The following is a 20666-nucleotide window of genomic DNA, read 5'->3' on the forward strand; positions in this document are numbered from 1 at the left end:
CCAAACATGGGCAATGGCGGTTTTACACCGATACAGAAACTCAATCAGGCAGCTTAATTCTATTTATTAGGTGTCTTAAGTTTGGGAGGGTTACCGCCTAACTACGATAAAAAAATGAAGTCGGCAGTCTTGATAGTATATATATTATGTCTTATTGGCTGACATTTATACGACTGAAGCAATAAGCACTGCTGCCAACAGTTATACTGGAGACGTATTTTTACCCAATGTTAGGGCGTCATAGTCTCTCATTAGGTATAGCGCCAAACAGGCTGCCAACATCGGCCATGCGGCAAAAAATAACAAGTTATCAAAAGGCGTTAAATAAAGACCAAAGGATGCAAACGTAGAGGCGGCGTGTAGTAATAAAATGATGCCGTAGGTCCATTTTTTGAATAAACCCATGACAAACGAGAAGATAAGAATTATTTGTAAGCTACCAATAACGTAAACAATAGTAATGCCCAAGTTTTCCAATGCATAGAATTTAGCAAACACATTGGCGGCATGCTCAGGATTTACAAATTTGTCGACTGTCCAAAAGAAAAATACGATGAAAACACCAAGGCGAAGAAATAATAGTGAGAGTGGCAAGTGTTTTGGCATGAATTATCTCTTTTTGAGAAAAAGCAAAAGTGAATTGGAACAAATTAAGCAAATAAAATGGGCACGATGGCACCGAACTATCAGGTAATAAACACAGGTAAAGTATGAATAATATTGAGTGATTACTCAAAAATAAACAAAGTATTACCACCATATGTGCTGAAAATGCATTGTAGTAGTTATTGAATAACTGTTCAAGTTGATTGTATCTATGTTCTGGCAATTATGTAGCTGGGTTACTTTCTTTAACTAAACCAGCAATGTTAGGTTAAAGAAGCCTGATTTATGTACGTTTGATTGAGCCTATCGACACATTTGACGTTTATTTTGCGCTATAAAGATTTGCCTAACCTGTATAAACGCAAAAAGCCCTTTATAGAACATAAATTCTATAAAGGGCTTTTGAGGGGATGCTTAGAACACTATAGTAAAGCCAGCAGCAGTAGAATAATGCCTTACCACATCAAGTCATCTGGAATTACATAAGCAGCATACGGATCGTCTTCTGCCAATGCTTCTTCGGCAGTGTCGTTGGACACAACCATAAAGCCTTCCATTTTTGAATCAATACGATCAGCCAATGGACGAGGTAATAGCGCGTAGCTTTCTTCCAAGCGTGCGATGACCACGTGACCGGCTACGATTTGATCGTACAGTTTCTGAGTGATAGCGATTTTCTTTACTTTGGACTCATCGACAAACTGATAGCTGACCTCACCTTCTGTCTCAGTAATTTGATGCTGCTTAATCATTTGCACGATATTGGCCTTTAATGCTTTCTCTTCCAATACGCGCTGTTTCTCTTGATTAAGCTTTTGATCCTTTTCTAGCTTTTGAGCTTGAGCCTCTGCCAACGCTTTTTTTGCTTCGACGCTTTCTGAGTCACCAGTACGCTTGGCATGTTGCGTTTGCTTGCTGATTTTTTTGGCCTTTTTGCTATCAACCAAGCCAGCCTTTAATAATTGAGCCTGTAGGGCATTTTTTGCCATAATCCAATCACCTAAATAACGATACCGAAATCATAAATGCTAAAAAATACATTGTAGCAAACTTTGTTAGCGCATGTGGTCAGACGATGATAAGACTTTATATATAGCTGAATTTCAGTCTGCGGTGAGCCATATACAATGCTGACGGTAACAAATTGCAACTATTGCAAAAGGGTCGCACACATCGCTGGATGAAGCCGTGTAAATTGGTTATTATCAAATGAAGAGGTAAATTTACTTGATAAGATAATTTTTGAAAGATAACTATTATGAAGTAAATGAAACATCCCCTAATCAAAGAGCATAAGCTAAAGAGTATAAAGCAGAGAACATAAGCCAAAGAGCATGGCTTGGTCAGGACTAACAAGCTGTATAGGATTAAATAATTAAATTTAAGGACAGATTATGACAACATCACAGCACATTTTGGCCTGTATTGACGGCTCGGCAGTGACTGAATCGGTTTGTGACTATGCAGCATGGTATGCCAGTAAATTAAACGTACCTGTTGGGTTATTACATGTCAGTGACGTGCCTGCTTCAGTTAGGCGTGACTTGTCAGGTGCTATAGGCATAAATAGCCGTCAGTTTTTATTAGAAGAGTTGTCCCAGTTGGATGAGCAAAGAGCGAAAGTCGTCAACAGCTATAGCAATGCGTTGGTACAAGATGCAAAAAGCCATATTCAAAGCAGTTTCGCTGATGTCAATGTTCGCGTTTATCAACGCCACGGCAAGTTGCTTCCTAGTATTGAGCATTTTAAAGAAGAAAATCGTGCGATTGTGATGGGACGCCGCGGAGAGGATCATAAGAACAGTCGGATCAATATTGGTAGTCAGATCGAGACGGTCGCTCGTGGGTCAGATATTCCTATATTGATTTGCTCAGAGAAATTTGAAGAGCCAAGCTCTTATATGATTGCCTTTGATAGTAGCAAAACCTCTATTAAAGCGGCACGAATGGTCTCAAAAAGTCCGTTATTAAAAGGTATGAAAGGTCATATCGTGATGGTAGGCAATCATAACGACGCTGCTAAGCAAAGTATGAGCGCCGCCGCCGCACAGTTAGAAGATGCTGGGTTTGTTGTTGAAGCACATCATTTATCTGCTTCTGATGCGGTGGACGGATTGTTAAAGTTTCAGGTAGAGAACAATGTCGACATTATGGTCGTAGGTGCGTACGGACATTCGAAATGGCAGCAATTGTTTCTCGGTAGTACAACGACAGAAATTATCGCTAGCACGTTATCGCCGGTCATTCTAGTACGGTAATAACGTCATATATTTATGTTTATCGTCTAGGGCGTATCCTCAGTTTTATATTGTGGGTACGCCCTAATCGTTTGATATGTTTGGACTACTTTATGCTAATTAATGCAGATTTTTCACAACGTGCTTCACTGACTCCTGAAGCACATCAATGGATTAAGTCACCACAAAATGGTGTGGAGCGTGTCATGCTTGATCGTGTGGGCGCGGAGAAGGCTCGCGCTACCAGTCTTGTGCGTTACGCGCCAAACTCTTACTTTCCGCATCATCTACATCCAGGCGGCGAAGAGATTTTAGTATTATCAGGCACTTTTTCTGCAGATGACACTCATTATCCAGCAGGTTGGTATCTACGTAATCCGCCGACTTCAGGCCATAAGCCTTATAGTGACGAAGGTGCTGTTATTTTCGTCAAGTTGCGGCAAATGTCGTCTGACGAAACGCAGCACGTGGCTATCAACACTTATGACGATGCTAATTGGCAACAACAAGGTAATCGTACTATCTGCCCGCTTTTTTCCGATGGGGTAGAGCACGTTAGTCTACAGCGTATCGATGCAGGCGAGTTATTATTCACTGAGACAGTTCATGGCGGTGCAGAAATATTAGTTGTAGCAGGCAAGCTAATAGAAGGTGAGCAGGTATATCAACAGGATAGTTGGATACGCCTACCGATAGATGCAAATGTACAAATAAAGGCAGGAGCAGAGGGCGCAACAATATATCTAAAAACTGGCCATCTTAACCATGTCATCGGTTTAGACATTGAAGAGGCTTGAATGACTTCGTTATTAATAGCTAGTTATTAAAACATACATCATCAAAAACTTTGGCACGTCAACTTTTCAGTCATGAGGTGCCAAATTATCTGTATTAGAACTTACTACACTATGAGAAACTCTTATCTATATATGAGTATCTTTAGGTAAAAGTATCAAAGATCACTTGTTTTGATAGCATCTTTGTTCTCAAAGTCAGCCAACATTTCTGTGATTAGTTGATCTTTTTGATGCCATATCTGTTCTACCCAATCAAACATCTGTGCTTTTATCGCTTCATCTGTTTCATAGCCACCGTTTTTGATCGCCGTAAACAGGTCTTTGGGTATCTCAATATGTCGCACATCGACGCCTAGACGTTTGATGTTACCTTTCCATAGATCACTATAAGCTGGCACACCGTCAGGGTAGACAATCGTCATGTCCAAAATTCCATCAATCTCTTCCCCTAATGCACTCATAGCCAGTGATAACCCGCCAGCACGTGGCTTAAGTAAATGCGTATACGGGGATTCTTGTTTATCATGTTTGCTAGGGGTAAAGCGAGTCCCTTCTAGATAGTTCAATAGCGTAAAAGGCTTGTCCTTGAGCAATGCACATGCTCGTTTCGCTTCTTCGATATCCTTACCCTTTAGAGCAGGGTTTTTAGCGATGGCTTCTTTAGAATGTCGACGCATCATAGGAAAGTCGAGAAAATAGAAAGCTTGACCAATGACGGGGATGTATATGAGCTCAAACTTGGTAAAAAAACGCGTTAATGGCAAACGTTTTTCGCTGATATATTGCACGATACTGGTATCAACCCATGACTGATGATTGCTCACCAGTAGATACTTACCGTTGGTATGCACATCATCAGGTAAGTTAATGCGCCAGTCTTTGCGCGGTAATACGTTATCGATCAATGCATTGTTACTATTGATCCAATAGTTCGTCACATCGATAACGGCTTTGTCAGCGATGGCAGCACCGGTGATAGCCTTGGTAGCACCCATTACCCATACAGGTAGCCCAGCTAACATACTATTAAAAGTAATAACGCTGGTTGCCGTCGTCAGTGAGGCAGCTTTGCCCAGTTTTGGAGCGCGTTCATGTAGTTTTTGAACGATTGATTTCAATCGCATATCGAATCCTTTTACTCATGCCTATGATGAGATATTGATAATGTTGCTGCATGATTTTAGCAGAAATCAATCTCAGTGTACGAGTGTTAACAACAAATAATAAACAGCATTGATAAATCAGAATGTACAATCGTATTGAGATTTAGCCGAAACGAGAGGCAAATCAAACCATAAACACAGTCTGTTTTATTTATAAAAATAAACCGATAAAAAAGGAAATATAGATTACTTAAAAGGGAACATGTTTATGATGATATTTCGAGCTCAAATATAGCCCTTATATGCTGGCTAGTCTACGAGTTTCTTCTAGAACCTCTTTTTGTAGATTCACAGTGCTACTCACACATTAGTACTGAGCAAGTATTAATGAACTTAGATATGAAGCGGCTGCGTTTGATAGCAATTAAGTTATCAATAAACAAAAAAAGGGTGTATCAAGAATTATCTCGATACGCCCTCTATAATTTAACCCGTTAGATATCGATCAGCTAAATAATCGAGTGAATCAACACTCTATATTTACTATATCAATTAGCCGTGCATACCACGGATAGGGTAGTTGTTTTCTGGGTTTCTAACAAAAGCCAAACCATTTGCCAAGGCTTCAAGATCTGGTCTAGAGAACGGTGCGTTCGAGATATCAACGATATGTACTTTTCCTTCAGCATTGATAACGAATACAGCAGGTTCAGCGAAAGGATGATCAGTTTCTTTTTCTGAACGTGGGTCAGAGATATATAGACCTAGCGTATTCATCTGTTCGATAGTCAGACCATAAGCCATAGGGAAGCTAACATCTATTTGATCTAGATGACCTTCTAACTGCTCTTTGCTGTCTGCAGATACTGCGATGATATCGACACCAACGTCATAGAAAGACTGTTTTACTGTCTCTAAGGTATTTAGATATTTTGTGCAAATTGGGCAATGCTTACCGCGGTATACAACGACCAGTTTCCAATCATGACCGTTTTCAGGTTTGCCTAATGAAGTCATTTCACCATTTAATACTTGTACTTCCATTTCAGGAAACGTAGTACCGGCCTGAATTTTTTGAGCATAATCTGTTGACATAGTTTTTATCCTTTTTGATAGTATTTTTGTGGTTAGTTGGTATTTAACAGCCTTACAGTAGCAGTCTTAAGTGCAAAAGTATTGGATGTTTACAGTCGTCCCAAGTAGTAACAGGAAAAATTAACATTACCTTTAAAATCGACCAATAAGACTACTTAAGTAGGCTAGTAAGTCATAGACAAAGCGTCTATTTTTTTGCTTCTTCGGTTGTCTGAGCGTCTAATTTATCTTGAGTTTTTAGCTCAAAATCTGAGGCGTCATGACGTTCGTGTAATTGCTCAGCAGGTTCACCCCAAGTGCGGTTTACCTTTCGACCACGTTGCACAGCAGGACGCTCTAAAATCTCAGTTGCCCAGCGGCGTACATTTGGATAGCTCTCAACTTGTAGGAATTCTCCTGCATTGTATGCTTCACCTAGTATTAGATTGCCATACCAAGGCCAAGTGGCGATATCTGCAATCGTATACTCATCGCCACCTAAATAGCGATTTTCTGCAAGCTCACGTTCTAGTACATCTAACTGGCGTTTTACTTCCATCGTGAATCGATTAATAGGGTACTCAAACTTTTCTGGTGCATAAAAGTAGAAATGTCCAAAACCGCCACCCAAGTAAGGAGCAGAGCCTTGTAACCAAAAGAGCCAATTCATCACTTCAGTGCGTGCTGCTGCATCTTTAGGCAGTAATTTTCCGAATTTTTCAGCCAGATAAAACAAAATAGCGCCACTCTCAAACACACGACTACCAGTCTCTGTATCAAAAAGTACAGGAATTTTTGAGTTTGGATTTAGCTCAACGAAACCTGATGAGAACTGTCCGCCTTCACCAATTTGAATCAGGTGCGCGTCGTACTCAGCTTCTGTCACACCTAATGCCAATAATTCTTCGACCATAATGGTGACTTTTTGACCGTTAGGGGTGCCCATTGAGTAAATCTGCAACGGATGTTTGCCGCGAGGTAAATCTGCTTCATGCGTTGGACCAGCGATAGGGCGGTTGACACTTGCCCACTTACCACCACTTTCTGCATCCCATGTCCAGACGCTAGGTGGCTCGTAATGATTAGAGTTTGACATAATGATGATACCTTTTTATATACTGTGCTCAGTAGGGTGTAATTGGTAAATCAGATCCAGTTTATTGTTTTTATTCTGGCATGTCTGCTAGTTGCTTTAAGATGTTTTTGTAGTTGTCTACACCTTGCGCGCCGCTCACCAGATGACGACCATTAAAGATAACGGATGGTACGCTTTGAACACCTTGCTGCTTTGAATGCTGTACGGCTTCACGTATCACATTGGCAAAGCGTTGATCTGCGATAACGGTGAGTGCTTCATTATGATCTAGTCCAATATCTGCTGCGACATCTGCCAGTACGGTACTGTCAGCCACGTTTTTATTATCAACGAAATGCGCAACGAACAATGCTTGTTTTAGGTCGTGCATACGTCCTTGCTGATCAGCCCAATGCAGTAACTGATGCGCATTAAAAGTATTGTAAGTACGAAAATCATCGGTAAACTGAAAATTAAATCCAGCTTCTGCACCTGCTGCTGTCATTCTAGCTCGACTCTCTTTAACGTCCTCAGCAGTCGTACCGTACTTCTCCATAATATGCTCACGATAGTTTCGTCCTTCGTGCGGCGTATTAGGGTTTAACTCAAATGGATGCCAGTGAATCTCGTGCAGCGTGTTGGTTTGTTTTAATGCCTCGGCCAGTTGACTATAGCCGATAGCGCACCAAGGGCATACAACGTCTGACACGATGTCTATTCGTAAGGGTTTTTTTGCCTGTTCCATAGGATCTCTCATTAGCGATGAATTAAAATGAAAAACTGCTGCCCGAAGATGTTTCGAACAACAGTATGAAAACATCAAATGGACTGTGTCAGCATTAGCTGAAAAACGTATTAGTCAGCTTTATGCCATTCAAATTTCTGGAATGGTTTGTCGACTGGTGTGTTAGCTAGGTGGTTCGTATAGTTGCTCATGACTTTTTGAGCTGCACCAAGAATAACTTCAAGAATCTGACGCTTAGTGTAGCCTGCATCTAAAAATGCTTGAACCGCGCTGTCATCAACGTTACCACGATTACGGACTACAGATAGTGTGAAGGTACGCAATGCTTCCAATTTTTCAGTTGGTAGTGGCGTTTCATCACGTAATGCATCAGTGATAGTGTCATCTACTTTCATGCTCTTAGCAATACCAGTATGCGCAGGCACACAGTAATGACAAGCATGTTCAACGTTGATAGTTTGCCATACAACGGTGGTTTCTTCGTCATCAAAACTGCTGTCTAAAAACAGTTGATGTAGCTGTTGGTAGCCTTCTAGTAATCCTGGTGCTTCAGCCATAACAGCATGTAGATTTGGAACCATACCAAAAGCCTTGATAGAGGTATCAAGCAATGCTTTGCTGTCTGCTGGCGCGCTGTCTTTATCGTGTAGTGTAAATTCGGTCATAATATAATTCCTAGTAGTCGGTTTAAACTTAACTTGTTTTAGGGTTTTGAAATAGCCTAAAAGTAATCGTTGATCTGTTATCAATCATTATTTTGAATGGTTACTCGAAATTGACGATTTTGCTTAGTAAGCGATTCAATAGAGACTACTATAAATGATATTGAGCAGTCGCTCAATAATTATTTGAGTAATCGTTCAAGTAAATTGTAATGGCTAAATTACATTACTCTGCTTAATTCATACTACTCTATTAATATCAATATCTTAAGAAGGTAACACTGTGTAAGTAGTAAGAAAAAACAACGATAAAAATATTTTTTAACTTTAGTGGCTCTGTAGTACGAACAAGACTTATCGAAATGGAGCTGATCGACTTCATCCATTGCATGTAGAGAAAATAGTATTGATATGATGCTTATTATATCAATATATAACATTACTTGAACGACCGTTCATTTGTGGTTATAGTGTATATCAGACAATAAAAATGTGCTTCAAATTTCGATGTCTATTTTTGTTCTCTCATTACAGCTTTTATAGTCATTAGTATAGTCACTAGATTTGATAGTCATCAAACGACTGTCTTCATATAATAGGATAAAGTTATGCTTAAATTTTATTTCCATCAAACGCCAAACCCAATGAAAGTAGCATTGTTTCTTGAAGAAACTGGGCTGCCTTATGAACTTGTTGCAGTAGATACGCTAAAAGGTGAGCAGCATACACCTGAGTACCGTGCTATCAACCCAAACGGCAAAACACCTGCTCTAGAAGATGATGGTAAACGCGTGTTTGATTCTACGGCAATCTTGATGTATCTTTCTGAAAAAACAGGCAAGCTGGCAGGACAGCCAGAAGATCGTAGCGAGATGCTGTCATGGCTAATGTTTGTAGCATCTGGACTAGGCCCTTTTTCTGGTCAGTCTGTTCACTTTAGACATAAAGCACCAGAAAGAATCCCATATGCAATTAATCGCTACCTTCGTGAGGCCGAGCGTCATTATGAAGTGCTAGATACACATCTAGAAGGCCGTGAATATATGGTTGGTGATAGCTACTCAATCGCTGATATTTCTACTTGGGGCTGGATTGATAAGGCGACAGTTGTGCTAGGCGAAGGCGGCTTGGATAATTATCCGAATCTAAAGCGCTGGTTTGATAGCATTAATGCTCGTCCAGCGGTACAAAAAGCCCGTGACATTCCTAAAGGTATTGATTTCAAAACTGAGTTTGATGACGTTGCTGCACGCGCGCTTTATCCGCAAAACTTTGATAAAAATAGTTAATCGAAGCAAAGAGACTCAATAAGTCTTATAATATAAAAAGTGATTAAAACCAGTAACTAAGGTTGATTCTACAAACTTTGCCTTAAAATAGATTTTAATGACTATGTGCAGAATTCCTCTACCTTTAAAGTAGAGGGATGAGTATATCATTATTTTTTAGTATAGCTTAAGATGTTATCATACTTTATGCCCAAACAAATCTTAAAAGCTTATAAAGTGAGATTATATCCAAATGACGAACAGCAAGTATTCTTTGCTAAATCATTTGGATGTACCCGCTTTATTTGGAATAAGATGTTGTCTGATAAGGTTAATCATTATAAAGCAAATAAAACGATTCTAAACAACACCCCTGCTCAGTATAAAAAAGAGTTTGAATGGCTCAAAGAAGTAGATAGCTTAGCGTTAGCTAACGTGCAACAGAACCTTCGCAGCGCCTATAAAAAGTTTTTCGAACAAGGCACAGGCTTCCCTAAATTCAAGAAAAAAGGTATCAAAGACAGCTACACCACTAATAACCAAAAAGGGACGGTTGCACTCACATATAACAGTGTCAAACTCCCCAAAATTGGTCATATCAAAGCAAAAATACATCGCCGCATTAATGGGCTTATTAAAAGTGCCACTATCAGCGCAACCCCATCTGGTAAGTACTTTGTCAGCCTATTGGTTGAAACAGTAGTGGAGCCGCTACCAAAGACTTATTCTAATATAGGCATTGATTTAGGATTGACCAACTTTATTGTCTTATCAAACAGTACTAAAGTTGCTAATCCTAGGTTTCTATCGAAGCTGAAAGACAAGCTTGCGCGTGAGCAAAAGATTTTAGCCAAACGTAGAGAGGTTGCTAAAGCTCAGCAGCGTAAGCTGTCAGACAGTCGTAATTATCAAAAGCAAAAAGCAAAAAGCTAAAGTCGCGAAGATTTACGAAAAAATAACCAACCAGCGTCTTGATTTTCTACATAAACTCTCATTCAATATCATCAAAAACCACGATGTCATTGCTATAGAGGACTTGAACATTAAAGGGATGGTTAAAAACAGAAAGCTTGCCAAAGCTATTAACGATAGTTCATGGTCAGTCTTTACAATTATGCTTGCTTATAAAGCAGAATGGTATGACAAAGCGCTTGTGAGAATAGACCAATGGTACCTGTCATCTAAAACATGCTCAGGCTGTGATTATGTCCTTGGCAAAGATGACCTTAAACTCAGCGATAGATTATGGGACTGCCCAAGGTGTCTGCAGACCCATGATCGAGACATCAATGCCAGCATCAATATCTTAAATCAAGGATTGATATTGGTTAAACAATCAAAAACTGTCGGTGCGATAGGGTTAGCTTAGTAAATTCGCTTAACCGCTGATACAGAATAGTGTATTAAGTAAGAGCGTTACCTAAGAAACCTCTACCTATAAGTAAGGTAGTGGATAGTTCATGGCAAAGATATTAAGGTGAAAATTATGAGTGCTCCGATAAAGTTCAATCGTGAGGATGTGATCGAAAAAGCAAAAAACCTCTATTGGGAAAAAGGCTATCACGCGACATCAATGCGCAATTTGCAAGATGTGGTGAATATGCATCCAGGTAGTATTTATGCAGCTTTCGGTAGTAAAGATAAACTATTTACAGAGTCACTGAATCGCTATGCTGCAGATGGTGCCAAGAGATTGGCCGACTGTATTGAGCAAAAAGACACAGTGTTGGATGGCTTAAAACATTTTATCCATACGGTGATTGTCTGTAATAGCGCCACTGCGCCTAGTGGTATGTGCATGATCGTCAAAACAGTCGCTGAGCTTACTCAAAACGATAGTCCAGATTTGCTCGCACATGCAACGAATATATTGGAAGGTATAGAGGCGTCGTTTGCCGTGCTCTTTGGACAAGCCATTGATAGCGGTGAGATTAGCGCAGAAAAAGATCCAGTTGAGCTGGCGCGTTATTTCCAAATTCAAATTATAGGTCTCAGGACGTATGCGCAGGTCACTAATGACAATGATGCAGTAGAGAAGTATATCGATGATATTTTTAAAAATATCGTATAGCAAGGCTGTATAAAAAGCAGATTTTTTAGTTATGACAGCTCGCGCCTTTTGTCGTTAACCAATCATCATAGTATTACTAAAAACCCTGATGGCTAGTACATTAGCAATCAGGGTTTTTGTTATCTATTACTGTGCTTTTGGATTGTCATTGATGAACTTTAGTAGAAGCTCAGCCAATGTTTCGCCTTGGTCTTCTTGCAGGAAATGACCACCGTTAGTGATAGTCGTATGATTTTGGCCTTTGGTACCCGGAATCAGCTTTTGCATGATGCGATCGCCGCCACCAGTTACGGGGTCGGAATCACTAAACAGTGTAATAAATGGCTTGCTCCATTTGCTTAGCACGACCCAAGCTGCACGGTTGTTTTCTGAAGCAGGATCATCTGGTGTCGTGGGCACTAGGATAGGAAACTGTCTAGCACCTTCTTTATAGGACTCATCAGGGAAGGGTGCATCGTAAGCATCCAGTACGGCTTGAGACAATGTCGTTGTGGTGCCGCTTTTGATGGTGCCTGCTACATTGAACTGCGGCGTCTCCTGAGAGAACTTCTGCCACTTGCGAAACCCTTTGCCAGGATCATGATCTCCAGTCGGTAGCATCGTGTTGCCTGCTGCGACGCGATCGAATTTATCAGGATGCGCTGCTACTAAGCGTAGGCCGATTAAACCGCCCCAATCTTGACAAAACAGTGTGATATTTTTTAAATCCAATTGATCAAGCACCGATTGCATCCAATCGACATGGCGCTGATAAGTGTAATCAGTACGCGATGCAGGTTTGTCTGAACGTCCAAAACCAGGAAGGTCTGGCGCGATAACGCGGTGTCCTGCTGCTGTTAGTATGGGAATGACTTTACGATACAGATAAGACCAAGAAGGCTCACCATGTAATAACAAGATAGGGTCGGCATCGCTTGGGCCTTCATCAAGGTAGTGTACGCGCAGCTCGCCACCTTCTGTATCATCGACTATCAAATAGTTCGGTTCAAAATCGTAGTCTTGCAAGTTAGCAAAATACGAATCAGGCGTCCTAAGTTTTTTCATACATCATCCTTGGGTTAGAAAAATAACAGTGCATTCTGGCACAGGTGTTAGACAGTCTACTAGGGGTGAGTCTTTGAATGCTACTCGACTATCACTGGTAATCCTAGCGATAAAGCTATCTAACTATAGTCTATATTGATTAAACATTCAAAATGAAAACTATACCTTACAAACATTCGTTGCTGCAAACATTAATAGTGGATTCGCCAGTAGCATCCACTATATACAGGATAGGTTTTGAGTTTCATTTTATAAGGCTAAACTAATCGTGACGCCAGTAAACCTTTACCACGACATCGGTACGACTTAGCTCAAGTCGGTCTTTCAGCAATGGGCGCAATGCTTTGGCAGTATTTGCTTCTAGCGCCCCCCAAACTTTATCAATCTGTAGAGGATTGTCAGTCAAATAATCGCCCAATTTACTGTCAATTAGCGTGGCTAACTCTGCTCCTGAGTTTGGTTGATTGGTCACTATAGGCAATACGGTAAAATGATCATCCTTGCGGCTTTCAGTATCGCAATCATTATTAGTGTCACTGTCAGTATTGCTGTTGTCATTACCAATGTTATCAATGCCACTGCGCATTTTTACCGTATCAAAATAGCTTTGATCGTCTGCATCTTGCGTCACACAAATGACCAATGGTGGCGTAGGATTGTTCCATAGCTCCAGCAGTCGTGCTGCCGTTGGCATTGATGTCTCATCGACAATCAGTACCGCTTGACCGTCTCGTAAGTGCTCTACCTTTTCTGGAAACTCTCGTTTTGTAACGACGGTCTCGCCTGCTTGTAGTGCTGCTGCCCAGTTGCCGCCCGGTGTATTCCCATGCAAAAAAACATCGACCCAAGCTCGTATTCCATTATCAGCTTGCCATGCTTTTCTCAAAGTGTAATAGCAGTGAGGACGAGCAGGGCGTACGTTTTCCTTTTCGCTATCATTAGTTTTATAGTCACTAGCTTTATTGCCATCAGTGCTGTCAGTCATCAATGCATCGGTCATTGCATTGTGTTCTAAATCAAACAAGTACGCGTAACCCGCTTCGTTGGTAGGTACTGACATCGAGCTTGTTGCGCCCTTAGCATTACTTAACTGAGCGGTATTAATTAATGGCGTATCACTATTTAATGACGGCATGCTCAATTCAAGGCGCAGCATATTTTTGCTGACTCTATAACTACTTTGCACATCAAATACTTGCTTGGTCAGTTTGATGGTTTTTTTGCCTAGCTTTTTATCTGCTCTCTGTTTTAGCAAGATATATTGGGCTTGCAAGTCATCAAGCTGGGAGATGGGGGCGGCAAAAGCGATAAAGAAAGTCTGGTCATAGAGCGAGCTATTTTGAACGCCAACCAGTTGATTCTCTGAGCCTTTTGGACAAGTCTGTATAGCAATACCTTCAGCATAAATATCAGTTATCTGCGCATCGACCAGATCCAATTCAGCGGTAGATAATGAAGTAAACACACTTAAGAATCCAAGCAGTTCGTCGAGGTGCTCTTCATTAATATGAGCGACCACACCTGCTATTTCAGGGTCGTTTAGGGGAGTGTGTTGATTGTTTTGGTTATCGATGTTTTCTGTAGAAGCTAAAAGAAGATTAGTCATATAAATACTCGCAATCAACAGAGCGTTGAAATTAAAGTGAATGAGTTTATAGTTAATGATAATTGTTTTTGTTATCATTTACGAGTAAAATCAATTTTTATTGTGGTTTGATCGTCAAAAATTGGTCTACAACCGATAGCCGATAAACCCTAATTTTTATGACATATTATTTTTATCAACAATGAGTGCTTATATGCTACGTGCAAACCAGCTGACTATCAGCCGTCAAGGAAATACTCTATTAGACAATGTGACTTGTGAGATTGATACCAATCAACTGGTGGCTTTGGTTGGGCATAATGGGTCTGGCAAGTCGACCTTGATCAAAGCGCTAGCGGGTGAGATGGCAAGTAGTAGCGGCAATGTCACTTTAGATGAGCACAGTATCAATGACTACGGCAGTAAGGAGTTAGCGCGGCAAATGGCATATTTGCCGCAGCAATTGCCAGAAGCTGCTGGATTCACGGTGCGTGAGCTAGTCATGCTAGGGCGCTATCCCCATCAAAAATGGCTGCAAAAGCCAACTCAAATAGATAAAGACAAAGTCGCGCAAGCACTAAAAGTGACTCAAACCGAAGCGTTTGCTGATCGAATTACTGCCACGCTATCTGGTGGTGAGCGCGCTCGTGCGTGGCTTGCGATGTGTCTGGCACAGGATACCCGTTACTTATTGCTCGATGAGCCACTTGCTGCGCTTGATATGCATTATCAAATCGAGGTCATTCAGCTCATCCGTCGTTTGGTGGATGAGCAAGGATTAAGCGTAGTGATTATTATCCATGATATTAATCTGGCCGCGCAATATGCCGATCGAGTCATCGCGCTGAAAAATGGCCAAATATGTCACAACGGCGATATCGCCAGTACCATGCAACCTACCGTGCTACACGATATCTTTAATGTCGATATGCAGCTACTTAGTCATCCTATTACTGGACAGCCTGTCGCAGTTGCTTAACATCTGGTTTTGCTCCTTCTTTTTAATTCGCCTACAAAGATACGCTTCTATGCCTCCCGTTTTTTATACAGATAAATTATTAAAACATCCACTAGTTAAGCCAGTATCAGTAATGACAATATTGAAATGGTACGCCCTCGCATTGTGCTTGGTATTGACCGCCTGTAATAGTCAAACATCCACTACCTCAGAAGCAGAAAACAGTCATAGCGATAGGATGAATATTGTCTCTCCTGACTGGGGTAATGCAGCGACTTTAACAGCGATGGGGCATGCACCAATTGCGACAGGTGATGTCAGGGTTTGGGACAGATGGGTGGGAAGCCCCAAACTACCAACGTCGATCACAGACTTAGGCATCCGCTATCAGCCCAACGCTGAGCTAATCGCTCAACTGCCTGTCGATATGGTCATAGATAATTATTTTTATGAGCATGCACGCAACTTATACGGCGATGTCCCTGCGGAGTCTGTGATGTTTGCTGCCAAAGGAGAGACGGCAACGTGGGCTGACTATACCGAACCGACGCGGGAGCTTGGCATGCTGATCGACAACCCGAAGATGGCTGAAGACTATATTGTACAAAGCCAGAAAGACATAAAGCTAGCCAGTCAGCAATTCAAGGAGCGTTATCCAAAAGCCAAGAAATTCGCAGTGGTACAGTTTGCAGATGCCAATAACATGCGTATGTATGTGGCAAATAGCTTATTTCAGCCTGCGCTAGAGCAGATGGGTAGAGAGCTTGTGGTATTGGGCAAGGGCAATCAGTGGGGGTTTGTACCGATACGAATGGGAGATTTAGCGCAATTAGATGATGAGACTTGTTTATTAATTATCGATCCACTTAGTCCAATCACTAGAGCTGAAATTGATGACAGCTTGATTTGGCAGCGCCTAGGTTATGGCAATACCCGCTGTGTGGGCGAGCTACCACCAGTATGGATTTATGGTGGGATGTCGTCATTGGTCAGCTTAGCAAATAACTTGTCAGAAGTTTCATTAAAAGGCGGGGAAGTACTATGAGCGCCAATGCAGATACTAACAATAACCCTATCAATAACCATATCGACAGTGCTCATACGATGACATCAGCTTCTGAAACAACAGTGTCAAAATCATCATTGAAACAATCGTCTCCGCCACCTAATCAACCCAATCCCCAGACTTCTTTATTTGCCAATTTGTCTTGGCGACTATGGACCATGCTCATCGGATTAGCGGCTTTGTCATTATGGAGTAGTTGGGCGCTGCTAGATCAGCAATGGACGCGCCCACTTCGTGACTTGCTTATACCAAGCTCGCAATTAGATATTGCCAGTATGGCGATACAGCTACATATAGTGGCAACCAGCGTAGTGGCGTTGTTGGCTGGCGGGCTATTAGGCGTGGTCAGTATTTTATTACAGCAATTGGTAAAAAACCCATTAGCATCAGATACAACGCTAGGTGTGGGCGTGGGTGCACAGTTGGCCATGCTTATCGTCACGTTGTTTTTGCCAAGCTTGGCAATTTATGGCGGACTTTATGTAGCCTTTGTAGGAGCTATCATTAGTATGGGTCTGGTGTTTGCCTTATCAGCACCCAGTCGATTTAATCCATTAATTTTGATATTGGCCGGTTTGGTCGTCAATATTTTGCTGGCCGCAGTAGCCAATGTTCTAGTACTGTTTTTTGCTGAGCGTAGTAATGGCATGCTGTCATGGGCGGCCGGGTTTTTGGCACAAAATAGCTGGCATACCAGTATAGCGCTAGTCATCACTGCTATTTTGATGGCGGTCGTATGTCTGCCATTACTAAAACCATTAACGCTGATGAGTCTAGATGACACTCAGGCAAAACGTTTGGGTGTACCTATTAATGGGATTCGCGCACTTGTTGTGCTGGTTGTCGCCGTCGTGACCGCCTTAGTGATTAGTGAAGTTGGCTTAATTGGTTTTATTGGTCTTGGTGCGGCAAGTTTGGTCAATGCGCTAGGTATTTCTGCTATTGGTAAGCGTTTGGCCATTGCCTTTGGGTTGGGGGCGCTGCTGTTATTATTGACTAGCAATGTCGCGTTACTGCTTGAGCCGATACTGAATATGCAGATTCCAGCTGGTGCCATGACAGGTATCTTGGGTGCACCGCTGATTATTTGGCTGATTTTGCGTCAGCGTCGCGAGCGGATAGAGACAGTGACACCGATGCTTGCAGGTAAGCATACATCCATTGCCTTTTGGCGATGGGGCGTTGGCGTGCTCGCTATTATCATGTTTGCCTGTTTATTTGTACAAGATATCAATGGTTGGGGGTTAAGTACGGACTGGGCGCTTACGCAGCAGTACCGCTTACCTCGCAGTTTGAGCGCTGCGGCCACAGGCTTGATGTTGGCGGTCGCCGGTGTGCTACTGCAAACTTTAACGCGTAACCCCATGGCCAGTCCTGAGGTGCTGGGGGTCAGTTCAGGCGCGGCACTTGGGGTTATTTTAGGGTTTTTATTACTGCCAAGTTTAGGACTATCTGCAGGAGCAGGAACGTTGCTGGTTTCAGGACTGTCAGGGGCGATGGCCGTGCTGCTATTGATTATTTGGCTAGCACGTAGGGTCAGCTCAGGTTATTTATTGTTAGTAGGTATAGGTATTGCCGCCATGATGGATGGGGTGATGCATATGGTCAAGCTCTCGGGAGACCCGCGTCTAGAAGCGATGCTCAGCTGGCTGTCAGGGACAACTTATAGCGCGCAGCCCAGTACGGTATGGTATCTCATTGGCATTGCCGCTATCTTATTTGTACTCAGTCTATTGCTGATAAAACCCTTGCGCGTTCTTGGCTTAGGTACAGGTGTGGCGCGCAATCTAGGTGTGGCAGTTACGCCAGTGACTTTGTCGTTGTTGGTATTGGTGGCAGCACTTAGCACAGCCAGCACGCTTGCCGTTGGCCCATTGAGCTTTATTGGTTTGATGGTGCCACATTTGGCTACTTCACTGGGAGCTGTGAAGCTTGAACGGCAATTGCCACTAGCTGCACTCTTAGGGGCAGGGGTGATGGTGATAGCGGATTGGATTGGCCGTTATGTTATTTTCCCTTATGAGCTGCCAGCGGGCACGATTGCGGCCATTATTGGTGGCGGCTACTTCTTATGGCTCATTCGTAAGGTGCCAGCTTCAGCAAGTAGATAGCTCATGTCTGCAAGCATTGAATTTGAATAGCCGGCAATTTTGTCTTCATTCAGCAGAGGTTTATCTAACCTTATTTGAGCAGCCATTTGATAAGAATAACGATGCTAAGTTTCAGCGAAATTGAATGACGTGCTCGGCAAGCTAGCAAAATAATAACTAGGAGCAAGTCATGCTGACTATCACTCAATTTTATGGTGCCTCTGCTTAATGAGCAACGCCCCTATAAATAAAGCACCTATAAATAAAACCTCTACAAACGGGTCTACTATAAACGAAGCCTCGAATAGTAGTAGTAATGGCTTGACCGACAAACAAGTACAGCAGATATTACTGACATTACTACTCGGCGGTACGGTCGTCAGCTTTAGCAATAGTGCGCTCAATCCAGCGATTCCTGTCTTTATGTCGGTGTTTGATGTCGATATCGTGATGGGCGGCTGGGTGCTAAATGCTTATGTCTTGGCCATGAGTGTGGGGCTGATGCTGAGTGGCTACTTAAACAAAAAGTTTCCTTTTAAGCATGTTTATTTGGCGGCAATTTTTGGATTTATGTTGGGCTCAGTTATTGGCATGCTGGCGTCTAGTATGAGCTTTGTCATTATTGCTAGGGCTATACAAGGACTGAGTGGCGGTCTGATTATCCCGCTGTCTATTGGTATGCTGTATCAGATTTATCCGCAGCAGCAGCACGGCAGAGTAATGGCGCTATGGGGCATTGTTATTATGATGTCGTTGGCGTTTGGCCCTTTGGTCGGTGCTTACTTGGTTGAGCAGTTTGCGTGGTGGACACTGTTTGCCATTACCTTGCCACTCAGTGCGGCGGTCATGGCGATGGTGTGGTGGTTAATACCTGATATGCGCTCACATGATAAAAAAAGCCCTTTCGATACCATTGGGTTTATCAGCTTACTCATTTGGCTATTGACCATGATGGTGTGGCTGAGTACGCTGAAGGTAGACTTCACTGGCGGGCTACTCAGCAGTGATGGCTTATTAAAGATAGCCACGTTGGGTTTATTATCTATTGGGTTTCTACTGTCCGCGATGGTTTGGTGGGCATATGAGCGGCGGCAGAAATATCCATTATTAAACGTGCGCTTGTTCAATAATAAAACCTATTTGCACAGTAATATCATCAGCATTAGCCAAACAGTCGGTTTGATGCTCTGTCTCTTGCTATTGCCCGTGTTAATCCAAGATGTGATGGGTGAGAGTGCCTTATGGACAGGCATTGTCCTGATGGTCGCGACGCTCGTAGCCAGTGTCACCACCCATTACGCTGGCAAGATGGTAGATAAGCAAGGTGCCAGAGGGATTGGCATCGTAGGAATTGCGATTAGTGCGCTGTCTACTTTGATGCTGGCATGGTGCTTGTATCAGCCCACGCTTTGGCTATTAATGCTAATTATGAGTATGCGAGGCGTCGGAGTAGGTCTAGCATACCTACCAACCACGACCGTTGGGTTTAGCAGCTTACCCAAAGACGCAGTCACTGAGGGAGCCGCCCTTAATAACATCAGTCGCCGAATTATCTCTACTATATTTATCACGCTGTCCACCCTTTATATAGACAGTCGAGGTGTACAGTTATTAGCAGTAGGTAGTAGTGACAGCACGGCGAGCGCCATCCAAGAAATACTGGTGATCATCGCGGTGATTTTATTATTCACAATTCCTTCAGCGTGCAAATTACCACGATCCCCATAAACAAATACCCCGTATCGGGGTTTACTTTAACTTATCAAGACGGAAATATCATTGATTTTTGGCAGCAGGCATTAATCGCCTTAGAGCAGTGGGTATCTTGATCAATCGTCCTTTTCACTCACTGGCTAAAAGTAAGTTGGGCTTTCCTGTATCTATACAGGGTATCAGCGCTGTGACTATGTTCAAGAGTAACCAAACACAAGGTAAGCTAGCGCCCGATATTGCCTGTCGCTTAGGTGAGCAGATAGCGATTATTCGTTCAGGCGATATTGCCATTATGGATAGTGATGATGTATTTATATTGTCTGTTGATATAGCACAGCAGCTATTATCAGATTGCCAAAAAAAGCATAAAGAAGATGAGATGAAATTTCAGCGGTTCTTTGAGGCCTATCGTAATAACAAGCTAGATAAATTATTCAATAACTAATGAAGTTATCAGAGATTAAATAGTCAACTATACCTGAAAACAACGTAGATAAGCGCTTACTAACAAGATGTAAATACATATATAAATAAAAACGATTATCATTTACAATACGATTCACAAAGTTAGT

20 protein-coding genes are annotated in these 20666 nt (G+C 42.2%); 11 read left to right on the plus strand and 9 right to left on the minus strand.

Translation table 11 applies throughout. From position 1 onward, the window contains the following. Positions 1–201 precede the first annotated feature (201 nt). Together ACQKCG_RS11765 and ACQKCG_RS11770 are read right to left on the minus strand one after the other, a co-directional pair. Positions 202–606 (minus strand): hypothetical protein, encoded by a 405-nt coding sequence (locus ACQKCG_RS11765; protein ID WP_414559391.1) that lies wholly within the window; start codon positions 604–606, stop codon positions 202–204. Between the two features lie 455 nt (positions 607–1061). Beyond that, positions 1062–1595: a DUF2058 domain-containing protein gene (locus ACQKCG_RS11770; RefSeq protein ID WP_102078489.1), complete on the minus strand. Its 534-nt coding sequence runs from the start codon at positions 1593–1595 to the stop codon at positions 1062–1064. Between the two features lie 405 nt (positions 1596–2000). Between ACQKCG_RS11770 and ACQKCG_RS11775 the strand changes: the two genes are divergently transcribed. After that, positions 2001–2864, plus strand: coding sequence for a universal stress protein (locus tag ACQKCG_RS11775; protein ID WP_427585406.1), 864 nt, complete (start codon positions 2001–2003; stop codon positions 2862–2864). Positions 2865–2956: 92 nt separating this feature from the next. Continuing rightward, positions 2957–3640, plus strand: coding sequence for a cupin domain-containing protein (locus tag ACQKCG_RS11780; RefSeq protein ID WP_427585407.1), 684 nt, complete (start codon positions 2957–2959; stop codon positions 3638–3640). 155 nt (positions 3641–3795) lie between these two features. Here ACQKCG_RS11780 and ACQKCG_RS11785 read toward each other — a convergent pair whose 3' ends face one another. From ACQKCG_RS11785 to ACQKCG_RS11805, 5 genes are all read right to left on the minus strand, one after another. Then, positions 3796–4764, minus strand: coding sequence for an acyltransferase (locus ACQKCG_RS11785; protein WP_201548651.1), 969 nt, complete (start codon positions 4762–4764; stop codon positions 3796–3798). Positions 4765–5295: 531 nt separating this feature from the next. Beyond that, positions 5296–5838 carry a peroxiredoxin-like family protein gene (locus ACQKCG_RS11790; RefSeq protein ID WP_101205252.1) on the minus strand — a complete coding sequence of 181 codons (543 nt, stop codon included), beginning with the start codon at positions 5836–5838 and terminating at the stop codon, positions 5296–5298. A 187-nt stretch (positions 5839–6025) separates the two neighbouring features. After that, positions 6026–6913, minus strand: a complete 888-nt coding sequence (gene yghU, locus ACQKCG_RS11795; RefSeq protein ID WP_427585408.1) for a glutathione-dependent disulfide-bond oxidoreductase — start codon at positions 6911–6913, stop codon at positions 6026–6028. 70 nt (positions 6914–6983) lie between these two features. Then, complete coding sequence (locus ACQKCG_RS11800; protein WP_427585409.1) at positions 6984–7637, minus strand: DsbA family oxidoreductase; 654 nt, start codon at positions 7635–7637, stop codon at positions 6984–6986. Between the two features lie 110 nt (positions 7638–7747). Next, a complete protein-coding gene (locus ACQKCG_RS11805) occupies positions 7748–8302 on the minus strand; it encodes a carboxymuconolactone decarboxylase family protein (RefSeq protein WP_427585410.1) in 555 nt (184 codons plus the stop codon). Between the two features lie 605 nt (positions 8303–8907). Between ACQKCG_RS11805 and ACQKCG_RS11810 the strand changes: the two genes are divergently transcribed. From ACQKCG_RS11810 to ACQKCG_RS11825, 4 genes are all read left to right on the plus strand, one after another. Then, positions 8908–9588, plus strand: coding sequence for a glutathione S-transferase family protein (locus ACQKCG_RS11810; RefSeq protein ID WP_427585411.1), 681 nt, complete (start codon positions 8908–8910; stop codon positions 9586–9588). Between the two features lie 186 nt (positions 9589–9774). Further along, a complete protein-coding gene (locus tag ACQKCG_RS11815) occupies positions 9775–10500 on the plus strand; it encodes an RNA-guided endonuclease TnpB family protein (protein ID WP_427585412.1) in 726 nt (241 codons plus the stop codon). Then, positions 10433–10936: an RNA-guided endonuclease TnpB family protein gene (locus ACQKCG_RS11820; protein WP_427585413.1), complete on the plus strand. Its 504-nt coding sequence runs from the start codon at positions 10433–10435 to the stop codon at positions 10934–10936. The genes ACQKCG_RS11815 and ACQKCG_RS11820 overlap by 68 nt, the downstream gene beginning before the upstream one ends. Before the next feature lie 117 nt (positions 10937–11053). Beyond that, positions 11054–11638, plus strand: coding sequence for a TetR/AcrR family transcriptional regulator (locus tag ACQKCG_RS11825; RefSeq protein WP_101205246.1), 585 nt, complete (start codon positions 11054–11056; stop codon positions 11636–11638). Positions 11639–11764: 126 nt separating this feature from the next. Here ACQKCG_RS11825 and ACQKCG_RS11830 read toward each other — a convergent pair whose 3' ends face one another. Both ACQKCG_RS11830 and ACQKCG_RS11835 read right to left on the minus strand, forming a co-directional pair. Then, complete coding sequence (locus tag ACQKCG_RS11830; protein WP_427585414.1) at positions 11765–12682, minus strand: haloalkane dehalogenase; 918 nt, start codon at positions 12680–12682, stop codon at positions 11765–11767. 262 nt (positions 12683–12944) lie between these two features. Beyond that, positions 12945–14288, minus strand: a complete 1344-nt coding sequence (locus ACQKCG_RS11835) for an SIP domain-containing protein (protein WP_424505609.1) — start codon at positions 14286–14288, stop codon at positions 12945–12947. A gap of 193 nt (positions 14289–14481) precedes the next feature. Between ACQKCG_RS11835 and ACQKCG_RS11840 the strand changes: the two genes are divergently transcribed. The 5 genes from ACQKCG_RS11840 to ACQKCG_RS11860 all read left to right on the plus strand — a co-directional run bounded on the left by ACQKCG_RS11840 (position 14482) and on the right by ACQKCG_RS11860 (position 20539). Then, complete coding sequence (locus ACQKCG_RS11840) at positions 14482–15246, plus strand: ABC transporter ATP-binding protein (protein ID WP_101205244.1); 765 nt, start codon at positions 14482–14484, stop codon at positions 15244–15246. 112 nt (positions 15247–15358) lie between these two features. Then, complete coding sequence (locus ACQKCG_RS11845; RefSeq protein ID WP_427585415.1) at positions 15359–16270, plus strand: ABC transporter substrate-binding protein; 912 nt, start codon at positions 15359–15361, stop codon at positions 16268–16270. Beyond that, positions 16267–18402, plus strand: a complete 2136-nt coding sequence (fhuB, locus tag ACQKCG_RS11850; RefSeq protein ID WP_427585416.1) for a Fe(3+)-hydroxamate ABC transporter permease FhuB — start codon at positions 16267–16269, stop codon at positions 18400–18402. The genes ACQKCG_RS11845 and fhuB overlap by 4 nt, the downstream gene beginning before the upstream one ends. 207 nt (positions 18403–18609) lie before the next feature. After that, positions 18610–20109 (plus strand): MFS transporter, encoded by a 1500-nt coding sequence (locus ACQKCG_RS11855; RefSeq protein WP_424505612.1) that lies wholly within the window; start codon positions 18610–18612, stop codon positions 20107–20109. Positions 20110–20167: 58 nt separating this feature from the next. Continuing rightward, a complete protein-coding gene (locus ACQKCG_RS11860; protein ID WP_427585417.1) occupies positions 20168–20539 on the plus strand; it encodes a hypothetical protein in 372 nt (123 codons plus the stop codon). Positions 20540–20666: the final 127 nt, after the last annotated feature.

The sequence above is a fragment of the Psychrobacter sp. NPDC078929 genome (assembly GCF_050267985.1).
Lineage (GTDB): Bacteria > Pseudomonadota > Gammaproteobacteria > Pseudomonadales > Moraxellaceae > Psychrobacter.